Consider the following 13,996-nt stretch of genomic DNA (forward strand, 5'->3'; position numbering starts at 1 on the left):
GAGATCTCGGAGCCGCGAGCTCCCCAACGAAACAGGTATGAAGTGGTTTACGCAGTAGTGCGCGCCGGTGGGCGGCAGGAGAAGGTCGAGGTCGGCACGATCGTTCAGCTCGACCGTGTCAAGGCTGCCCAGGGCGAGAAGATCGAGCTGGCCGCCGTGCTGCTCGTCGACGGCGCCACGGTGACCACCGACGCTGACTCGCTGGCGAAGGTCAAGGTCACGGCAGAGGTCATCGGCAACCTCCGCGGCCCGAAGATCATCATCCAGAAGTACAAGAACAAGACCGGCTACAAGAAGCGTCAGGGCCACCGCCAGGAGCTCACGCGCGTCAAGATCACCGGCATCAAGTAAGCCCGAGGGGACTAGGACATGGCACACAAAAAGGGCGCAAGCTCAACCCGTAACGGTCGTGACTCCAACGCTCAGCGCCTCGGCGTGAAGCGCTTCGGCGGTCAGCAGGTCCTCGCCGGCGAGATCATCGTCCGCCAGCGCGGCACGCACTTCCACCCCGGCGTCAACGTCGGTCGTGGTGGCGACGACACGCTGTTCGCTCTGGCCGCCGGTGCGGTCCAGTTCGGCGCGAAGGGCGGCCGCAAGGTCGTCAACATCGTCGCCGCAGCTGAGTGATCACAGCGCGACACTAGATATCCGGTTCGGGGCGGGCTTCGGCTCGCCCCGTCCGTGTATCTACCCTCCGAAAACGCACAGCAACCCTGAGGACTAGCAAATGGTCACGTTCGTCGACACCGTCACACTGCACCTGCGTGCGGGTAAGGGCGGCAACGGCTGCGTCTCCGTGCACCGCGAGAAGTTCAAGCCGCTCGGTGGTCCCGACGGCGGCAACGGTGGCGACGGCGGCGATGTCGTGCTCGTCGCCGACCCGCAGACCGGCACGCTGCTCTCGTACCACCACTCGCCGCATCGTTCCTCCGGCAACGGTGGGCCGGGCATGGGCGATCACCGCTCCGGATTCCTCGGCGAGACGCTCGAGCTGCCCGTTCCGGTCGGCACGGTGGTGAAGAACACCGCGGGCGACGTCCTCATCGACATGATCATCCCCGGCGAGCGGTTCGTCGTCGCCAAGGGCGGTATGGGCGGGCTCGGCAACGCCGCTCTCGCCACCCCCAAGCGCAAGGCGCCCGGTTTCGCTCTGCTCGGCACGCCCGGCCACGAGGGCGACATCGTCCTCGAGCTGAAGACCGTCGCCGACATCGCCCTCGTGGGTTACCCGTCGGCCGGCAAGTCGAGCCTGATCGGCGCGATCTCCGCCGCCCGCCCCAAGATCGCCGACTATCCGTTCACGACGCTGCACCCGAACCTGGGCGTGGTGCAGGTCGGTGACTTCCGCTACACGGTCGCCGACGTGCCCGGTCTCATCGAGGGCGCGAGCGAGGGGCGAGGGCTCGGCCTCGAGTTCCTCCGCCACGTCGAGCGCTGTTCCGCGCTGCTGCATGTGCTCGACTGCGCGACGTTGGAGCCCGGACGCGACCCGATCTCCGACCTCGACGTCATCCTCGCGGAACTCGGCGCCTACGAGGTGCCCGAGGGACAGACGCCGCTCCTCGAGCGCCCGCAGTTCATCGCTCTGAACAAGATCGACGTCCCCGAGGCACGCGACCTCGCTGAGCTCGTGCGTCCCGATCTCGAGGCTCGCGGCTTCCGGGTGTTCGAGATCTCCACGGTCTCGCACGAGGGTCTGCGTCCCCTCACCTTCGCGCTGGGCGAGCTCGTCGAGAAGGCTCGCGCCGAAGCCGCGCTCGAGACGCCGCCGGAGCGCGTCGTCATCCGCCCGCGAGGCTCCAAGAAGGACTTCACCATCCGGGTCGAGGGTGGCACGTACGGCAACGTCTATCGCATCATGGGCGAGAAGCCGGTGCGCTGGGTGCAGCAGACCGACTTCCAGAACGAAGAAGCCGTCGGGTATCTCGCCGATCGTCTCGAAAAGCTCGGCGTCGAGGACGAGCTCTTCCGCCTCGGTGCGGTGCAGGGGTCGACCGTCGTGATCGGCGAGGGCGACAGCATCGTCTTCGACTGGGAGCCCACCATGACCTCGGCGGCAGAGTTGATGAGCGCGCCTCGGGGTACGGACCCCCGTCTGGCGCCGAATTCGCGCCGCACGACGTCGGAGCGACGCGAGCAGTATTACGAGCGCATGGATGCCAAGGCCGAGGCTCGCGCCGAGGTGGAGACGCAGCGTCTCGCCGCGTACCGCGAGGACGGCGAGTGACAGCACGCACCCGCGCGGATCTGGCCACCGCGTCCCGCATCGTCGTCAAAGTCGGATCCTCCTCGATCAGCGGAGACTCGTCGTGGCGGATCCCCGTCATCGTCGAAGCTCTGGCCGCGGCGCATGCACGCGGAGCCGAGGTGGTCCTGGTGTCGTCTGGTGCGATCGCGTCCGGAATCCCGTTCCTGCGGCTCGACGCCCGCCCGACCGACCTCGCGACCCAGCAGGCCGCGGCGGCCGTTGGTCAGAACATCCTGATGTATCGCTACCAGGAGTCGCTTCGTCCCTTCGATATCGTCGCGGGGCAGGTGCTCCTCACCACCGGCGACCTCGAGAACCCGACATCGCGCTCCAACGCCCGTCGCGCGATGGAGCGGCTGCTCGGGCTTCGCACCCTGCCGATCGTGAACGAGAACGACACCGTCGCGACGCAGGAGATCCGCTTCGGCGACAACGACCGGCTCGGCGCGCTCGTCGCCCAGCTGATCGAAGCCGACGCGCTCATCCTTCTCAGCGATATCGAATCGCTGTACACGCGACCTCCGACGGACCCCGGCGCCGAACCGATCGATGTCGTGGCTCCCGATGCCGACCTGACCGGCCTCGAGTTCGGGGCGACCGTCGTCAACAGCGTCGGCACGGGAGGAGCGGCCACGAAGGTCTCGGCCGCGCGTCTCGCGGCGGCATCCGGCATCGGCGTCCTGGTCACCAGCGCCGACCTCGTCGAACAGGCCCTCGCCGGTGCGGAAATAGGAACCTGGTTCGAGCCGGCCACCTCATAAACTGGGCGGATGACCGACCAGACCCCACAGGTGCGCCTGGAGCGCGCCAAAGAGGCCTCCCGCGCCGCTGCCGCGCTCACGAGCGACCACAAGGCGCGGGTGCTCGAAGCGATCGCCGTCGCCCTTCTCGACGCCGCGCCGCGCATCATCGAGGCGAACGCCCGCGACATCGTCCGTGGGCGTGACGAGGGCATCGGGGAGTCGCTCATCGACCGGCTGCGTCTCGACGAGAAGCGCGTGGCGGCCCTTGCCGCCGCTGTGCGCGAAGTCGCGGCCCTCGCCGACCCGGTCGGCCGCGTCGTCGGCGGGCACAGGATGCCCAACGGTGTCGCCCTCGAGCAGGTGCGCGTGCCGTTCGGAGTGGTCGGCGCCATCTACGAAGCCCGGCCGAACGTGACGGTCGACATCGCCGCGCTCGCGCTGCGCGCGGGCAATGCCGTCGTGCTGCGCGGGGGGAGTGCCGCGCGCGAGTCGAACACCGTGCTCGTCGACGTCATGCGGCGGGCGGTGGAGAGCGCGGGACTCACGAGCGAGGCGATCCAGACCGTCGATGACTTCGGTCGCGAGGGCGCGAAGGCGCTCATGCACGGTCGCGGCTTCATCGACGTGCTGGTGCCACGGGGGAGTGCCGGTCTCATCGAAGCCGTCGTCACGGAGTCGACCGTGCCTGTCATCGAGACCGGAGCGGGCAACGTCCACATCTTCCTCGACGAGACGGCCCCGGACGATTGGGCGAGCGACATCGTCGTGAACGCCAAGGTGCAGCGCCCCAGCGTGTGCAACGCGGTGGAGACGGTGCTGGTGCATCGTCAGGCGGCTCCGCGTCTGATCCCGCTCGTGGCCAGCGCTCTGCAGAGTGAGGGCGTCGCGATCCACGGTGACGACATGGTCGCCGGCATGGTGTCGAACGTGATCCCGGCGGTCGAGGAGGACTGGGAGACCGAGTATCTGAGTCTCGACATCGCGATCAAGGTCGTCGACTCCCTCGACGAGGCCCTCGACCATATTCGTCGCTACAGCACGGGACACACGGAGTCGATCATCACGACCGACTCGCGCAACGCGGAACGCTTCCTCGCCGAGGTGGATTCCGCCGTCGTGATGGTGAACACGTCGACGCGCTTCACCGACGGCGGCGAATTCGGATTCGGCGCGGAGGTCGGCATCTCGACCCAGAAGCTGCACGCTCGCGGGCCCATGGGGCTGTCCGAGTTGACCAGCACGAAATGGCTCGCGCGTGGGTCGGGGCAGACCCGCGGCTGAGGGCTAGACTGGGGGACGCTGTACCTCACAGGATCCCGAACAGCACGCCACGAAACGGAGTCAGGATGAACCTCGTCGCACAGATCGCGATGGCCGCTGCCGAAACCGAGCACCACGGCAACGTCGCGCTCGAAACGGTGATCTTCGGAGCCATCGCTGCGGTCGTGTTCGCCTTCCTCGGGCTGGTGACCTTCTCGTACAAGAACGTCGCCAACCGTCACTCGGCGAAGGCCGAGGCATGGGCAGCGCAGCACGGCAAGGACGGCCACGAGGCGGGACACGGCCACTAGGCCCCCATGAACGACGCTGCGACCACGCGCCCCCCGCGCATCGGCGTGATGGGCGGTACGTTCGACCCCATCCATCACGGCCACCTCGTCGCAGCCAGCGAGGTCGCGAACTCCTTCGGGCTCGACGAGGTCGTCTTCGTGCCGACCGGTCACCCGTGGCAGAAGTCGGGAGTCTCGCCGAGCGAGCACCGCTACCTCATGACGGTCATCGCCACCGCCTCGAACCCGCAGTTCACGGTGAGCCGGGTCGACATCGACCGCGAGGGCCCCACCTACACGATCGACACACTGCGCGACCTGAAGCGTGATCGACCGGATGCCGACCTCTTCTTCATCACCGGAGCCGACGCCGTAGCGCAAATTCTCAGTTGGAGGGACCATGATGAGTTGTGGGAGTTGGCCCACTTCGTCGCGGTCTCACGCCCTGGACATGTCCTGAGCACAGACGGCCTCCCGAGCGACAACGTCAGCCAACTGGAAGTGCCGGCGCTGTCGATCTCGTCGACGGACTGCCGTGAACGCGTTCGCGACGATCAGCCGGTCTGGTATCTGGTCCCTGATGGGGTCGTTCAGTACATCGCGAAGCATCATCTGTATCGGAGCAAGGCATGAGTACATCGGATCAGCAGGAGCAGGGTCCGCTGACGCGAAAGCAGCTGCGGGAGATTCGATTGACGGGTTCGACCCCGGTCATCTCCAGCGAGGAGGCTGCCGCGGCGGCTGAGGCGGCACCGCCCGCACCGCCGCTGCCCCGTGCCGCCGAGCCCGTGGAGATCCCGCCCGCGCCGACTTCCGTGCCTGACGACGTCAGCGGCGATGCGCCGTTGACGCGCCGCCAGGCGCGCGAGCTCGAGAAGGTGCGCACGGCTTCGGTGCCCGTGATCGCCGGAGAGCAGTCCGAAGAGGCGGAGGTCGAGCAGCCAGCCCCCGACGCGCCGGCGGAACCGACCGACGAGGAGTCCGCCGCGACGCACGACCCCGCGGAGATCGTGTCGGGGGTCCCGAACTTCACACGGAACGAAGAGCCGGGCGACGCCGACGATGATGACGTCGACGACGAGGTCGCCGTCGCTCCCGTGCGTGCATCCGTCGTCGCGGATTCCGTGGGAGATGTTCCGCTGGAGTCCGTCGATGGTGCCGGTGACGAGTCCGACGAGGACGATGTTGACGTGGCTTCGGCTCTGGGCCTTCCGGCCGAGAGCACCGGTGACTCCGAGACCGACGGTGACGACGTGCTGGCAGATGTCGGTGACGCCGATGATGACGATGACGACGCCGCAGCCCGCCCCACCGTCAACCCCGCGTTCGGTGAGGGGATCCTCGCCGATGCTCCCGACCCGCACACCCCCTTCCGCCCGTCGTTCGACGAGCTGCTCTCCGTCGGTGACTCGACCGGGTCGCAGCACTCCGCACCGAACGCCCTGATCTTCACGCCGTCCCCGGGCGAGGGCTCGCTCTCCGGCCCTGTCGCTTCCACCGGTGAGATCCTCGTCACCGGGTCTTATGAACTGCCTCAGGGCATGGGCTCGCAGGGCCACGCCCTGGGAACCACCGACGGCAAGGACGTCGACGCCGTTCTCATCGACGGCGAGCTTCCCCCCGCGTCGTCGCCTACGCCGATCGCCGCCAGCTCGGCGGTCAGCACCATCAAGCCCGCCGGCGAGGTGATCCGTCCGCCGGCGCCCGAGAAGGGCAACCGGCTGATGATCACCCTGGCGATCGTCGCCGGAGGCCTCGCCCTCGCTGTCGGTGTCGTCGTCATCATCGCCATCACCACGAATGTGTTCTGATGCAATCACCTGAAACTGCCGAAGAGATGCTGCGTCTCGCAGCACAAGCCGCCATCGACAAGGGCGGTGAAGATCTCGTCGCACTGAACGTGTCCGAGCCTCTTCCGCTCGTCGACATCTTCCTGCTCGTCACCGGAAACAGTGAGCGCAACGTCGCCGCCATCGCCGATGAGATCGAGGACCGGCTGATCGAGTCGGGCCACAAGCGCGTACGGCGCGAGGGGCGCGCGGAGGCCCGATGGGTGCTCCTCGACTTCGGCGACCTGATCGTGCACGTCTTCCATCAGGAGGAGCGCGTCTACTACGGCCTCGAGCGACTGTGGAAGGACTGCCCCGTCGTTCCGATCGACGTGGCAGAGCCCGCCACCACAGACCCGAGCTGACATGCCCACGCACCTGATCACCGGTGCGGGTTCCGGCATCGGTGCCGTCCTCGCGCGCCGTCTGCTGGACCGTGGCGATGACGTGGTGGTGCTTGCCCGCGACGCCGGACGCGCCAGGCAGATCGCAGAGAGCCTTCCGGGAGCATCCGTCCTGGTCGCTGATCTGGCTCAGCCGGGTCGTCTGTCGTGGGCGCTGTCGAAGCAGCACCTGCCCGACCGGATCGACTCGCTCGTGCACGTCGCCGGGGTCGTCGACCTCGGTGACGTGGCCGACCTCGCTCCCGCGTTGTGGGAACAGCAGCTGGCCGTGAACCTCGTGGCTCCTGCCGAGCTCACGCGCCTTCTGCTGCCCGTTCTGCGCGTGTCGCAAGGGCAGGTCGTATTCGTGAACTCGGGGGCGGGACTGCGTGCCAACGCCGGGTGGGCGGCATATGCGGCGTCGAAGCACGGTCTCCGGGCCCTCGCCGATGCGTTGCGGGCCGAGGAGGCGCCGCACGGCGTGCGCGTGACGTCGATCTATCCGGGTCGCACCGCCACCCCGATGCAGGAGCGTGTGCACCAGCAGGAGGGGCAGGACTACGACGCCGGTCGCTTCATCACGCCCGATGCCGTCGTCACGACCATCCTCACCGCCCTCGATCTTCCGCGCGACGCGGAGATCACCGACCTCACGGTGCGGCCGGGTCGCTGATCCGGCCTCGTCGTACCGGACGGTCAGGCGGTCACACGCGTTCGGCGTGCGAGCATGCCGCGCTCCGCGCGCGTCTGCGGCGGAATCGCGGACAGCAGCGACCGCGTATAGGGATGTTCGGGGTGGCGGTAAACGTCTTCCGTCTCCCCGATCTCGACCATGTTCCCCAGGTACATGACCGCCACGCGATCGGCGATGTGACGCACGAGGGACAGGTCGTGCGCGATGAAGACGATCGACATGCCCAGCCGTTCGCGCAGGTCGCACAGCAGGTCGATGATCTGTGCGCGGATCGACACGTCGAGCGCCGAGACAGGCTCGTCGCACACCAGAACGTCCGGATCGAGCGCGAGCGCCCTGGCGATGCCGATGCGCTGGCGCTGGCCGCCCGAGAACTGGTGCGGGAAGCGCGAGCCCATCTCGGGGGTGAGGCCGACGAGATCGAGCAGATCGGCGACGCGCTCCCGTCGCGTCGCCGGCGTTCCGGAGTGGGTCGCGGCGAGCGGTTCGGAGATGATCTGCTGCACGGTCATCCGCGGGTTCAACGACATATACGGGTCTTGGAAGACCATCTGCACGCCACGACGCAGGATCTTCCGGTCGCGGAGCCGACCGCGCGTCACGTCCTGATCGCGGTAGCGCAGGGTGCCGGCATCGGGTGAGTCGAGTCCGACCAGCATCCGCGCCAGCGTCGATTTGCCGCTGCCCGATTCGCCGACGATCGCCAGGATCTCGCCCTGGCGGAGCTCGAGATCGACACCCGCGACGGCGGCGACTCGGTGCGCTCGTCGCCCGCTCCCGGAACGGAACGTGCGCTTCAGGCCGCGGCCTTCGAGGATGGGCACCGTCCCGTCGTTCTCCGCGGCGGCGCTCACATCTCGCGGCATGGAGTTCAGCAGACGCATGGTGTAAGCGTGCTGCGGCTTCGTGAGCACCTCGTCGGCGGGCCCTGACTCCACGATGCGGCCAGAGCGCATGACGGCGACCTGATCGGCGACCTCCATCACCACGCCCAGATCATGCGTGATGAGCAGGATTCCCATGCCCAGCCGGTCGCGCAGGGACAGCAGCAGGTCGAGGATCTGCGCCTGCACCGTCACATCGAGCGCGGTGGTCGGCTCATCCGCGATGATGAGATCAGGATCCAGCGCGATCGCCATGGCGATCAGGATGCGCTGGCGCTGACCGCCGGAGAACTGGTGCGGATAGTCGTGCACGCGCTTGTCGGGGGTGGGGATACCGACGAGGGTCAGCAGCTCGACCGCGCGCGCTTCGGCGGCTCGGCGGCCGATGCTGCCATGAGCGCGGATGAGGTCGATGATCTGGTCGCCGATGCTGAGGACCGGGTTCAACGCGGAAAGGGCATCTTGCATGACCAGGCTGACGCGCACGCCTCGCAGGCGTCGATGCTGCTCGGGGGAGAGGGCGAGGAGGTCGGTTCCGCTCAGTGACATCGTCTCCGCCTCGACGTCTCCTTCGTCGATCAGACCCATGATCGCGCGGGCGGTCATCGACTTGCCCGAGCCTGATTCGCCGAGCAGCGCGAAGACTTCGCCGCGGCGAACGGCGAGATCGATGCCGTCGACCACGCGGCTGTGGCGTCCATCGCCGGTGAGGGTGACGGTGAGTCCCTTGACGTCCAGGACGACGGCGTTCCGGGGGGCGGATGTGTTCTCCATGGATGCCATCATGCCAGCTTCTTTGTTCTGAATTGTTTCGAACAGGAAACATTTCAGCCGAAGATAATCACAATGGTTGACATCTGCGCCGAAATCCTCCAGATTCGAGGAATCTCCCGCTCGTCGACCGGGAGGGGCACCCGCATCATCGAACCGAAGGAGCGCATCCGTGCTCGAACAAGCTGGCCGGTACACCGGCTACACCGCGTACGACTACCTGGAAGCCGGGAAGGACTACCGCGAGTTCCGCTACGCCAAGCAGATCGGCCGTGTGCCGGCCTACGACCTCGGGCTCAGTGCCGCGCAGCAGGAACGCACCGAACGTCTGCTTCGCGAAGAGACCGTGATCTCCCTGCACGAGCACGTGCAGGTCTTTCCCGAGGACATGGGCGAACTGCGCGACCACATCCGCCAGGGCCGCGAACCCACCGGCTACCAGGGCCTTGCCCGCTCCGGGTTGACCGCCGTGTTCGACAACGGCATGGACGGCACCTGCTGCATCTCGAGCGATGCCGGCTGGAAGTACCAGGACGTGCTGTTCGACCTCGGCGTGCGCATGGCCGACCTCGCACACCAGGACTACGTGATCAAGGCCGAGTCGATCAAGGACATCCGTCACGCCGCCGAGACCGGACGGGTCGCGCACATCTTCGCGCTCGAAGCCTCGACCATGATCGAGAACGAGGTCGACCGCCTCGACGTCCTGTACGGCTTCGGCGTGCGGCAGATGGGCATCGCATACTCCGAGGCGAACATGCTCGGCGGCGGTCTCAAAGAGCGCGGAGACGGCGGGTTGACCTACTTCGGCGAGCGCGCGGTCGAGCGTATGAACAAGCTCGGCATCGCGATCGACATCTCCCACTCCGGTGACCAGACCTGTCTCGATGTGATCGCCCACTCGACCAAGCCGGTATTCATCACGCACGCCGGTGCGCGCGGCCTGTGGCCGACGAACCGCATGAAGACGGATGAGACGATCATCGAATGCGCCAAGCGTGGCGGCGTGATCGGAATCGAGGCCGCCCCTCACACGACGATCTCCCCCCAGCACCCGAAGCACTCCCTGGAATCGGTCATGGACCACTTCCAGTACTGCGTGGACCTGGTGGGACTCGAGCACGTCAGCTTCGGTCCTGACACGCTGTTCGGCGATCACGTCGGCCTGCACGACGCGTTCTCGTCGAACCTGTCGCTCGGGCAGGCACATGCGAACGTCGACTACGAGAAGCAGCCGTACGTCGACGGCATCGAGAACCCGGCCGAGGCCTTCTACAACATCATCGGCTGGCTCGTGAAGCACGACTACTCCGACGACGAGATTCGCGCCGTCGTCGGAGGGAACACCATGCGCGTACTCGAGGAGGTTTGGGTCTGATGAAGTACAGCAAGTTCCTCGCCCTCGGTGCGGCCGCGGCTCTCGCCGTCGGCCTCGCCGCGTGCGCCCCGTCCGCGCCGGAACCGGGGGAGTCATCCGGTTCCACCGGCCCGAGCGACGAGACGATCAGCATCGGCACGACGACAGATGTCGTGAACTTCAATCCGGTCCTCGGGAACAGCCGCACGGACTCGTGGATCACGAACCTGATGTATCCGCATCTGCTGAGCATCAGCGACGACGGCACCAAGGAAGCCCACGTGGCCACCGACTGGGGCTACGTGGACGACACCACCGGCTTCTACGAGATCCGCGACGATCTCACCTGGAGCGATGGTGAGCCCCTCACCGCCGAGGACGTCGCCTGGACGCTGAACGCCGTCAAGCGCGATCAGGCTCCCGGCACGTTCTACGGGCAGCTGGGCAACCTCGACACCGCGACCGCGGTGTCGGAAACCCGCGTCGAGCTCGCCCTCACCCAGCCCGACTCCTCGATCGTCGAAGAGATCGGCTTCTGGGGCGTCGTCGTTCCGAAGCACGTGTTCGAGCCGCAGGGGTCGATCGCCGAGTTCGCGAACGACGGCAGCGCCGGAGGCTGGGTGGGCATGGGGCCGTTCATCATGAGCGACTTCCAGGTCGGTCAGCACTACACGCTGAAGCGCGTCGAGGACTACCCGCTCGTCAAGGGCGGCGTCCCCGGGCCCGCCGAGGTCGTGTACCGCGTGTACCCGGACGTGAACACCGAGATCCTGGCGCTGCAGAGCGGCGAGATCGACGTGATCGCGAACGCGCTGCCACCCGCACAGGTCGATCAGCTCAGCAGCACCGACGGCCTCCAGGTCGTCGAGGCGCCCGGGCTCGGCTACGCGCACCTGGTCTACAACATGGACAAGCCCGACCTCGCGAAGACCGAGGTGCGACAGGCTCTGGCCCATGCGGTCGACTATGACGCGATCCGCACCGTCGTGCTGCAGGGGCAGGCCGTCTCGACAGGTTCCAGCGCTCTGATGCCGGTGCTCGCGAAGTACTACGACAAGTCGGTGAAGGAGTACGAGTTCGATCCCGAGAAGTCGCGCTCCCTCATGGAGAAGGCCGGTTACACGGCAGACGCGAACGGGAATTTCCCCGTCTCGTTCCGGCTGATCTACTCGCTGCAGGACAGCGTGACCAGCCAATGGGCGCAGATGGTGAAGGACAGCGCGGCGGAGGCCGGCATCACGATCGAGCTGCAGGGCACCGAGCGCAACACATACCTCTCGATGACCAGCGAGGGCGACTACGACATCTACGCGGGCAACTTCGCGATCATGGACGATCCGGTGACGAACTTCTCGCTGTCGTACCTTCCCGGCGGTGCGATCAACTACACCCATGTCGACGACGCCGACCTGAACGCGCTGATCGAGGAGGGCATGGTCACGTTCGACGAGGACGAGAAGATCTCGATCATGCGCGAGGCGAACAAGATCGTGCACGAGCAGGTCTACGACAACATCATGTACACGCAGAACCTGTTCTTCGCGGCCAGCGACGAATGGGCCGGCTTCATCTCGAAGCCGAGCGAGCTGCTCTCGATCGTGAACCCGCTCTCGCTCGCGAGCGCGCACCCGGTCGAGTAACAACCACTGAAATCTCGAGGAAGGTCGCCCGGGTGTCCCGAGCATCGTTCATTCTCCGTCGCGTGGGTCGAGGTCTCCTCACGATCTGGTTCGCCGTGACCGTGACGTTCCTGCTCCTGCGTCTGCTTCCCGGCGACCCGGCCCTGGCGCTGGCGAGTCCGAACATGACGGACGACATCCGGGCGACCATCCTCGAGCAGTATGGGCTGGACCAGCCCCTGATCGTGCAATACGGGCTCTACATGTGGCAGCTGCTGCAGGGCAACCTCGGCATCTCGTTCACGCAGTCGATCCCGGTCACCGATGTCCTCATGCAGCGGCTGCCGTGGACCCTTCTCCTGACGATCACGGCACTGGTGCTCACGATCCTCATCGGCGTTCCACTCGGCGTCGCGGCTGCGTCCCACAAGGGGCGCTTCATCGACAGGGCGGTGCAGGTGGTCGGCGTGACGGGGCAGTCCCTGTTCGTCCCGAGCGTCGCCATCCTCCTGCTCTTCGTGTTCGGGTTGAACCTCGGATGGTTCCCGATCGGAGGTGCCTACACCAACAACACCTACGGCTTCGAGTGGTACCTCAGCGTCGCGCAGCACCTCGTCCTCCCGGCGGTGTCGCTCATGCTCATCCAGGTCGGCTCCTACGTGCTCACGATGCGTTCGACGCTGATCGAGACGCTCGGCGAGGACTACATCCTCCTGGCGAAGGCGAACGGCATCCGTGGCAGCCGCATCCTCTGGAAGCACGCCCTGCGCAACGCCCTGCTCCCCACCACGACCCTGATCGGCCTGCAACTCGGATTCCTGGTCGGCGGTGCAGTACTCACCGAGACCGTGTTTGCCTATCCGGGCATCGGGCGCGGGATCTACGAGGCCGTCACACAGCTCGACTTCCCCGTGCTGCAGGGCGCCTTCCTCATGCTCGCCATCACCGTCGTGGTCGCCAACACGATCACCGACATCATCTACGGCTACCTGGACCCGAGAGTGAAGACCTCATGACCGCTCCGATGCCCGCCTCAGAGACCCTCGCTCCGAGCGAGCCGACCGCCGCCGGCAGCGAGCGGGCGAGCGCGCACACCTGGCGCGCTTTCCGCCGGGACCCGCTCGGCATGATCTCGCTCGGGCTGCTGATCCTGCTGGGGATCGTGGCTCTCGCGGCGCCGCTGATCGCGCCCTATCCCGCCAGCTACGGACCGGACGTCCTGCGTCCGCCGAGCGGCGACCACTGGTTCGGTACCGACGCACTGGGCCGCGATGTCTTCTCCGAGGTGATCTGGGGAACGCAGCAGAGTGTGCTCGTCGCGGTGGCCGCCTCGCTGATCGCGATCGTCTTCGGCACGATCATCGCTGTTCTCGGCGCCTACTTCCGCAAGCTCGACAGCTTCATCAGCGTGATCGTCGACATGACGCTCTCGCTGCCGGTGCTCCCGCTCATGATCCTGATCGCCGCGCTCGTGGGGCCGAGCACGTCGACGATCATCTTCGTGGTCGCCGCGTTCTCCTGGCCGGAGGTCACCCGTCTCGTGCGCTCGCAGGCGCTGACCGTGGTCGGGCTGCCCTATGTCGATGCCTCGCGCCTGATGACCACCTCTCCGGTCTGGATCATCACGAAACACGTCCTCCCCGCCGTCACGCCGGTGGTCGTGGTGTCCGTGGTCGTGACGGCCTCGCGGGCCGTGCTCTCGGCCGCCGGACTCGCCTTCCTCGGCCTCGGCGACCCGACGACCTGGTCCTGGGGTCGCATCCTCTACGAGGCGCAGCAGGCCGGCGCGATGGTCAGTGCCTGGTGGCTGACACTGTTCCCCTCGATCGCGATCCTCATCCTGGTGCTGTCCGCGACCCTGTTGTCGATCGCCTACAACGATGCGCGCAACCCGCGCCACCTCGCCCGATAGGAGCCG

At 66.9% G+C, this 13,996-nt stretch carries 15 protein-coding genes; 14 read left to right on the top strand and 1 reads right to left on the bottom strand.

Translation table 11 applies throughout. The annotated features are described in order from the left end of the window. Positions 1-42 precede the first annotated feature (42 nt). The 10 genes from rplU to MicroSTF_RS00975 all read left to right on the top strand — a co-directional run bounded on the left by rplU (position 43) and on the right by MicroSTF_RS00975 (position 7,426). Positions 43-351 (top strand): 50S ribosomal protein L21, encoded by a 309-nt coding sequence (rplU, locus tag MicroSTF_RS00930; RefSeq protein WP_028501602.1) that lies wholly within the window; start codon positions 43-45, stop codon positions 349-351. A gap of 18 nt (positions 352-369) precedes the next feature. Further along, the gene (gene rpmA, locus MicroSTF_RS00935; protein ID WP_028501603.1) at positions 370-627 is read left to right on the top strand and encodes a 50S ribosomal protein L27; all 258 of its coding nucleotides are present in this window, start codon (positions 370-372) and stop codon (positions 625-627) included. 100 nt (positions 628-727) lie between these two features. Continuing rightward, positions 728-2,227 (top strand): GTPase ObgE, encoded by a 1,500-nt coding sequence (obgE, locus tag MicroSTF_RS00940; protein ID WP_029260171.1) that lies wholly within the window; start codon positions 728-730, stop codon positions 2,225-2,227. Continuing rightward, positions 2,224-3,009, top strand: coding sequence for a glutamate 5-kinase (proB, locus tag MicroSTF_RS00945; RefSeq protein ID WP_021198520.1), 786 nt, complete (start codon positions 2,224-2,226; stop codon positions 3,007-3,009). The genes obgE and proB overlap by 4 nt, the downstream gene beginning before the upstream one ends. A 9-nt stretch (positions 3,010-3,018) precedes the next feature. After that, on the top strand, positions 3,019-4,272 hold the full coding sequence (locus MicroSTF_RS00950) for a glutamate-5-semialdehyde dehydrogenase (protein ID WP_322952951.1): 1,254 nt from the start codon (positions 3,019-3,021) through the stop codon (positions 4,270-4,272). Positions 4,273-4,337: 65 nt separating this feature from the next. After that, positions 4,338-4,562 (top strand): hypothetical protein, encoded by a 225-nt coding sequence (locus MicroSTF_RS00955; protein WP_021198522.1) that lies wholly within the window; start codon positions 4,338-4,340, stop codon positions 4,560-4,562. A gap of 6 nt (positions 4,563-4,568) precedes the next feature. Then, the gene (gene nadD / locus MicroSTF_RS00960; RefSeq protein WP_021198523.1) at positions 4,569-5,174 is read left to right on the top strand and encodes a nicotinate-nucleotide adenylyltransferase; all 606 of its coding nucleotides are present in this window, start codon (positions 4,569-4,571) and stop codon (positions 5,172-5,174) included. Then, positions 5,171-6,352, top strand: coding sequence for a hypothetical protein (locus tag MicroSTF_RS00965; RefSeq protein WP_322952958.1), 1,182 nt, complete (start codon positions 5,171-5,173; stop codon positions 6,350-6,352). Before nadD ends, MicroSTF_RS00965 begins: the two co-directional genes overlap by 4 nt. Next, positions 6,352-6,735 (top strand): ribosome silencing factor, encoded by a 384-nt coding sequence (gene rsfS / locus MicroSTF_RS00970; protein WP_029260174.1) that lies wholly within the window; start codon positions 6,352-6,354, stop codon positions 6,733-6,735. The genes MicroSTF_RS00965 and rsfS overlap by 1 nt, the downstream gene beginning before the upstream one ends. Position 6,736: 1 nt before the next feature. Further along, positions 6,737-7,426 carry an SDR family oxidoreductase gene (locus tag MicroSTF_RS00975; protein ID WP_029260175.1) on the top strand — a complete coding sequence of 230 codons (690 nt, stop codon included), beginning with the start codon at positions 6,737-6,739 and terminating at the stop codon, positions 7,424-7,426. A gap of 23 nt (positions 7,427-7,449) precedes the next feature. Here the strand turns inward: MicroSTF_RS00975 and MicroSTF_RS00980 are convergent, their stop codons facing one another. Next, positions 7,450-9,105: an ABC transporter ATP-binding protein gene (locus MicroSTF_RS00980; RefSeq protein ID WP_322952961.1), complete on the bottom strand. Its 1,656-nt coding sequence runs from the start codon at positions 9,103-9,105 to the stop codon at positions 7,450-7,452. A gap of 169 nt (positions 9,106-9,274) precedes the next feature. Here MicroSTF_RS00980 and MicroSTF_RS00985 point away from each other — a divergent pair, with 169 nt between their 5' ends. Genes MicroSTF_RS00985 through MicroSTF_RS01000 form a run of 4 tightly spaced genes read left to right on the top strand, consistent with a single transcriptional unit; the run spans position 9,275 to position 13,990 of the window. Further along, a complete protein-coding gene (locus MicroSTF_RS00985) occupies positions 9,275-10,480 on the top strand; it encodes a dipeptidase (RefSeq protein WP_021198528.1) in 1,206 nt (401 codons plus the stop codon). Then, positions 10,480-12,099: an ABC transporter substrate-binding protein gene (locus MicroSTF_RS00990; protein ID WP_029260177.1), complete on the top strand. Its 1,620-nt coding sequence runs from the start codon at positions 10,480-10,482 to the stop codon at positions 12,097-12,099. Before MicroSTF_RS00985 ends, MicroSTF_RS00990 begins: the two co-directional genes overlap by 1 nt. A gap of 32 nt (positions 12,100-12,131) precedes the next feature. After that, a complete protein-coding gene (locus MicroSTF_RS00995) occupies positions 12,132-13,094 on the top strand; it encodes an ABC transporter permease (protein ID WP_021198530.1) in 963 nt (320 codons plus the stop codon). After that, on the top strand, positions 13,091-13,990 hold the full coding sequence (locus MicroSTF_RS01000; protein WP_322952966.1) for an ABC transporter permease: 900 nt from the start codon (positions 13,091-13,093) through the stop codon (positions 13,988-13,990). The genes MicroSTF_RS00995 and MicroSTF_RS01000 overlap by 4 nt, the downstream gene beginning before the upstream one ends. Positions 13,991-13,996: the final 6 nt, after the last annotated feature.

This window comes from Microbacterium sp. STF-2, assembly GCF_034650155.1.
In the GTDB taxonomy this organism is placed as follows: domain Bacteria; phylum Actinomycetota; class Actinomycetes; order Actinomycetales; family Microbacteriaceae; genus Microbacterium; species Microbacterium maritypicum_A.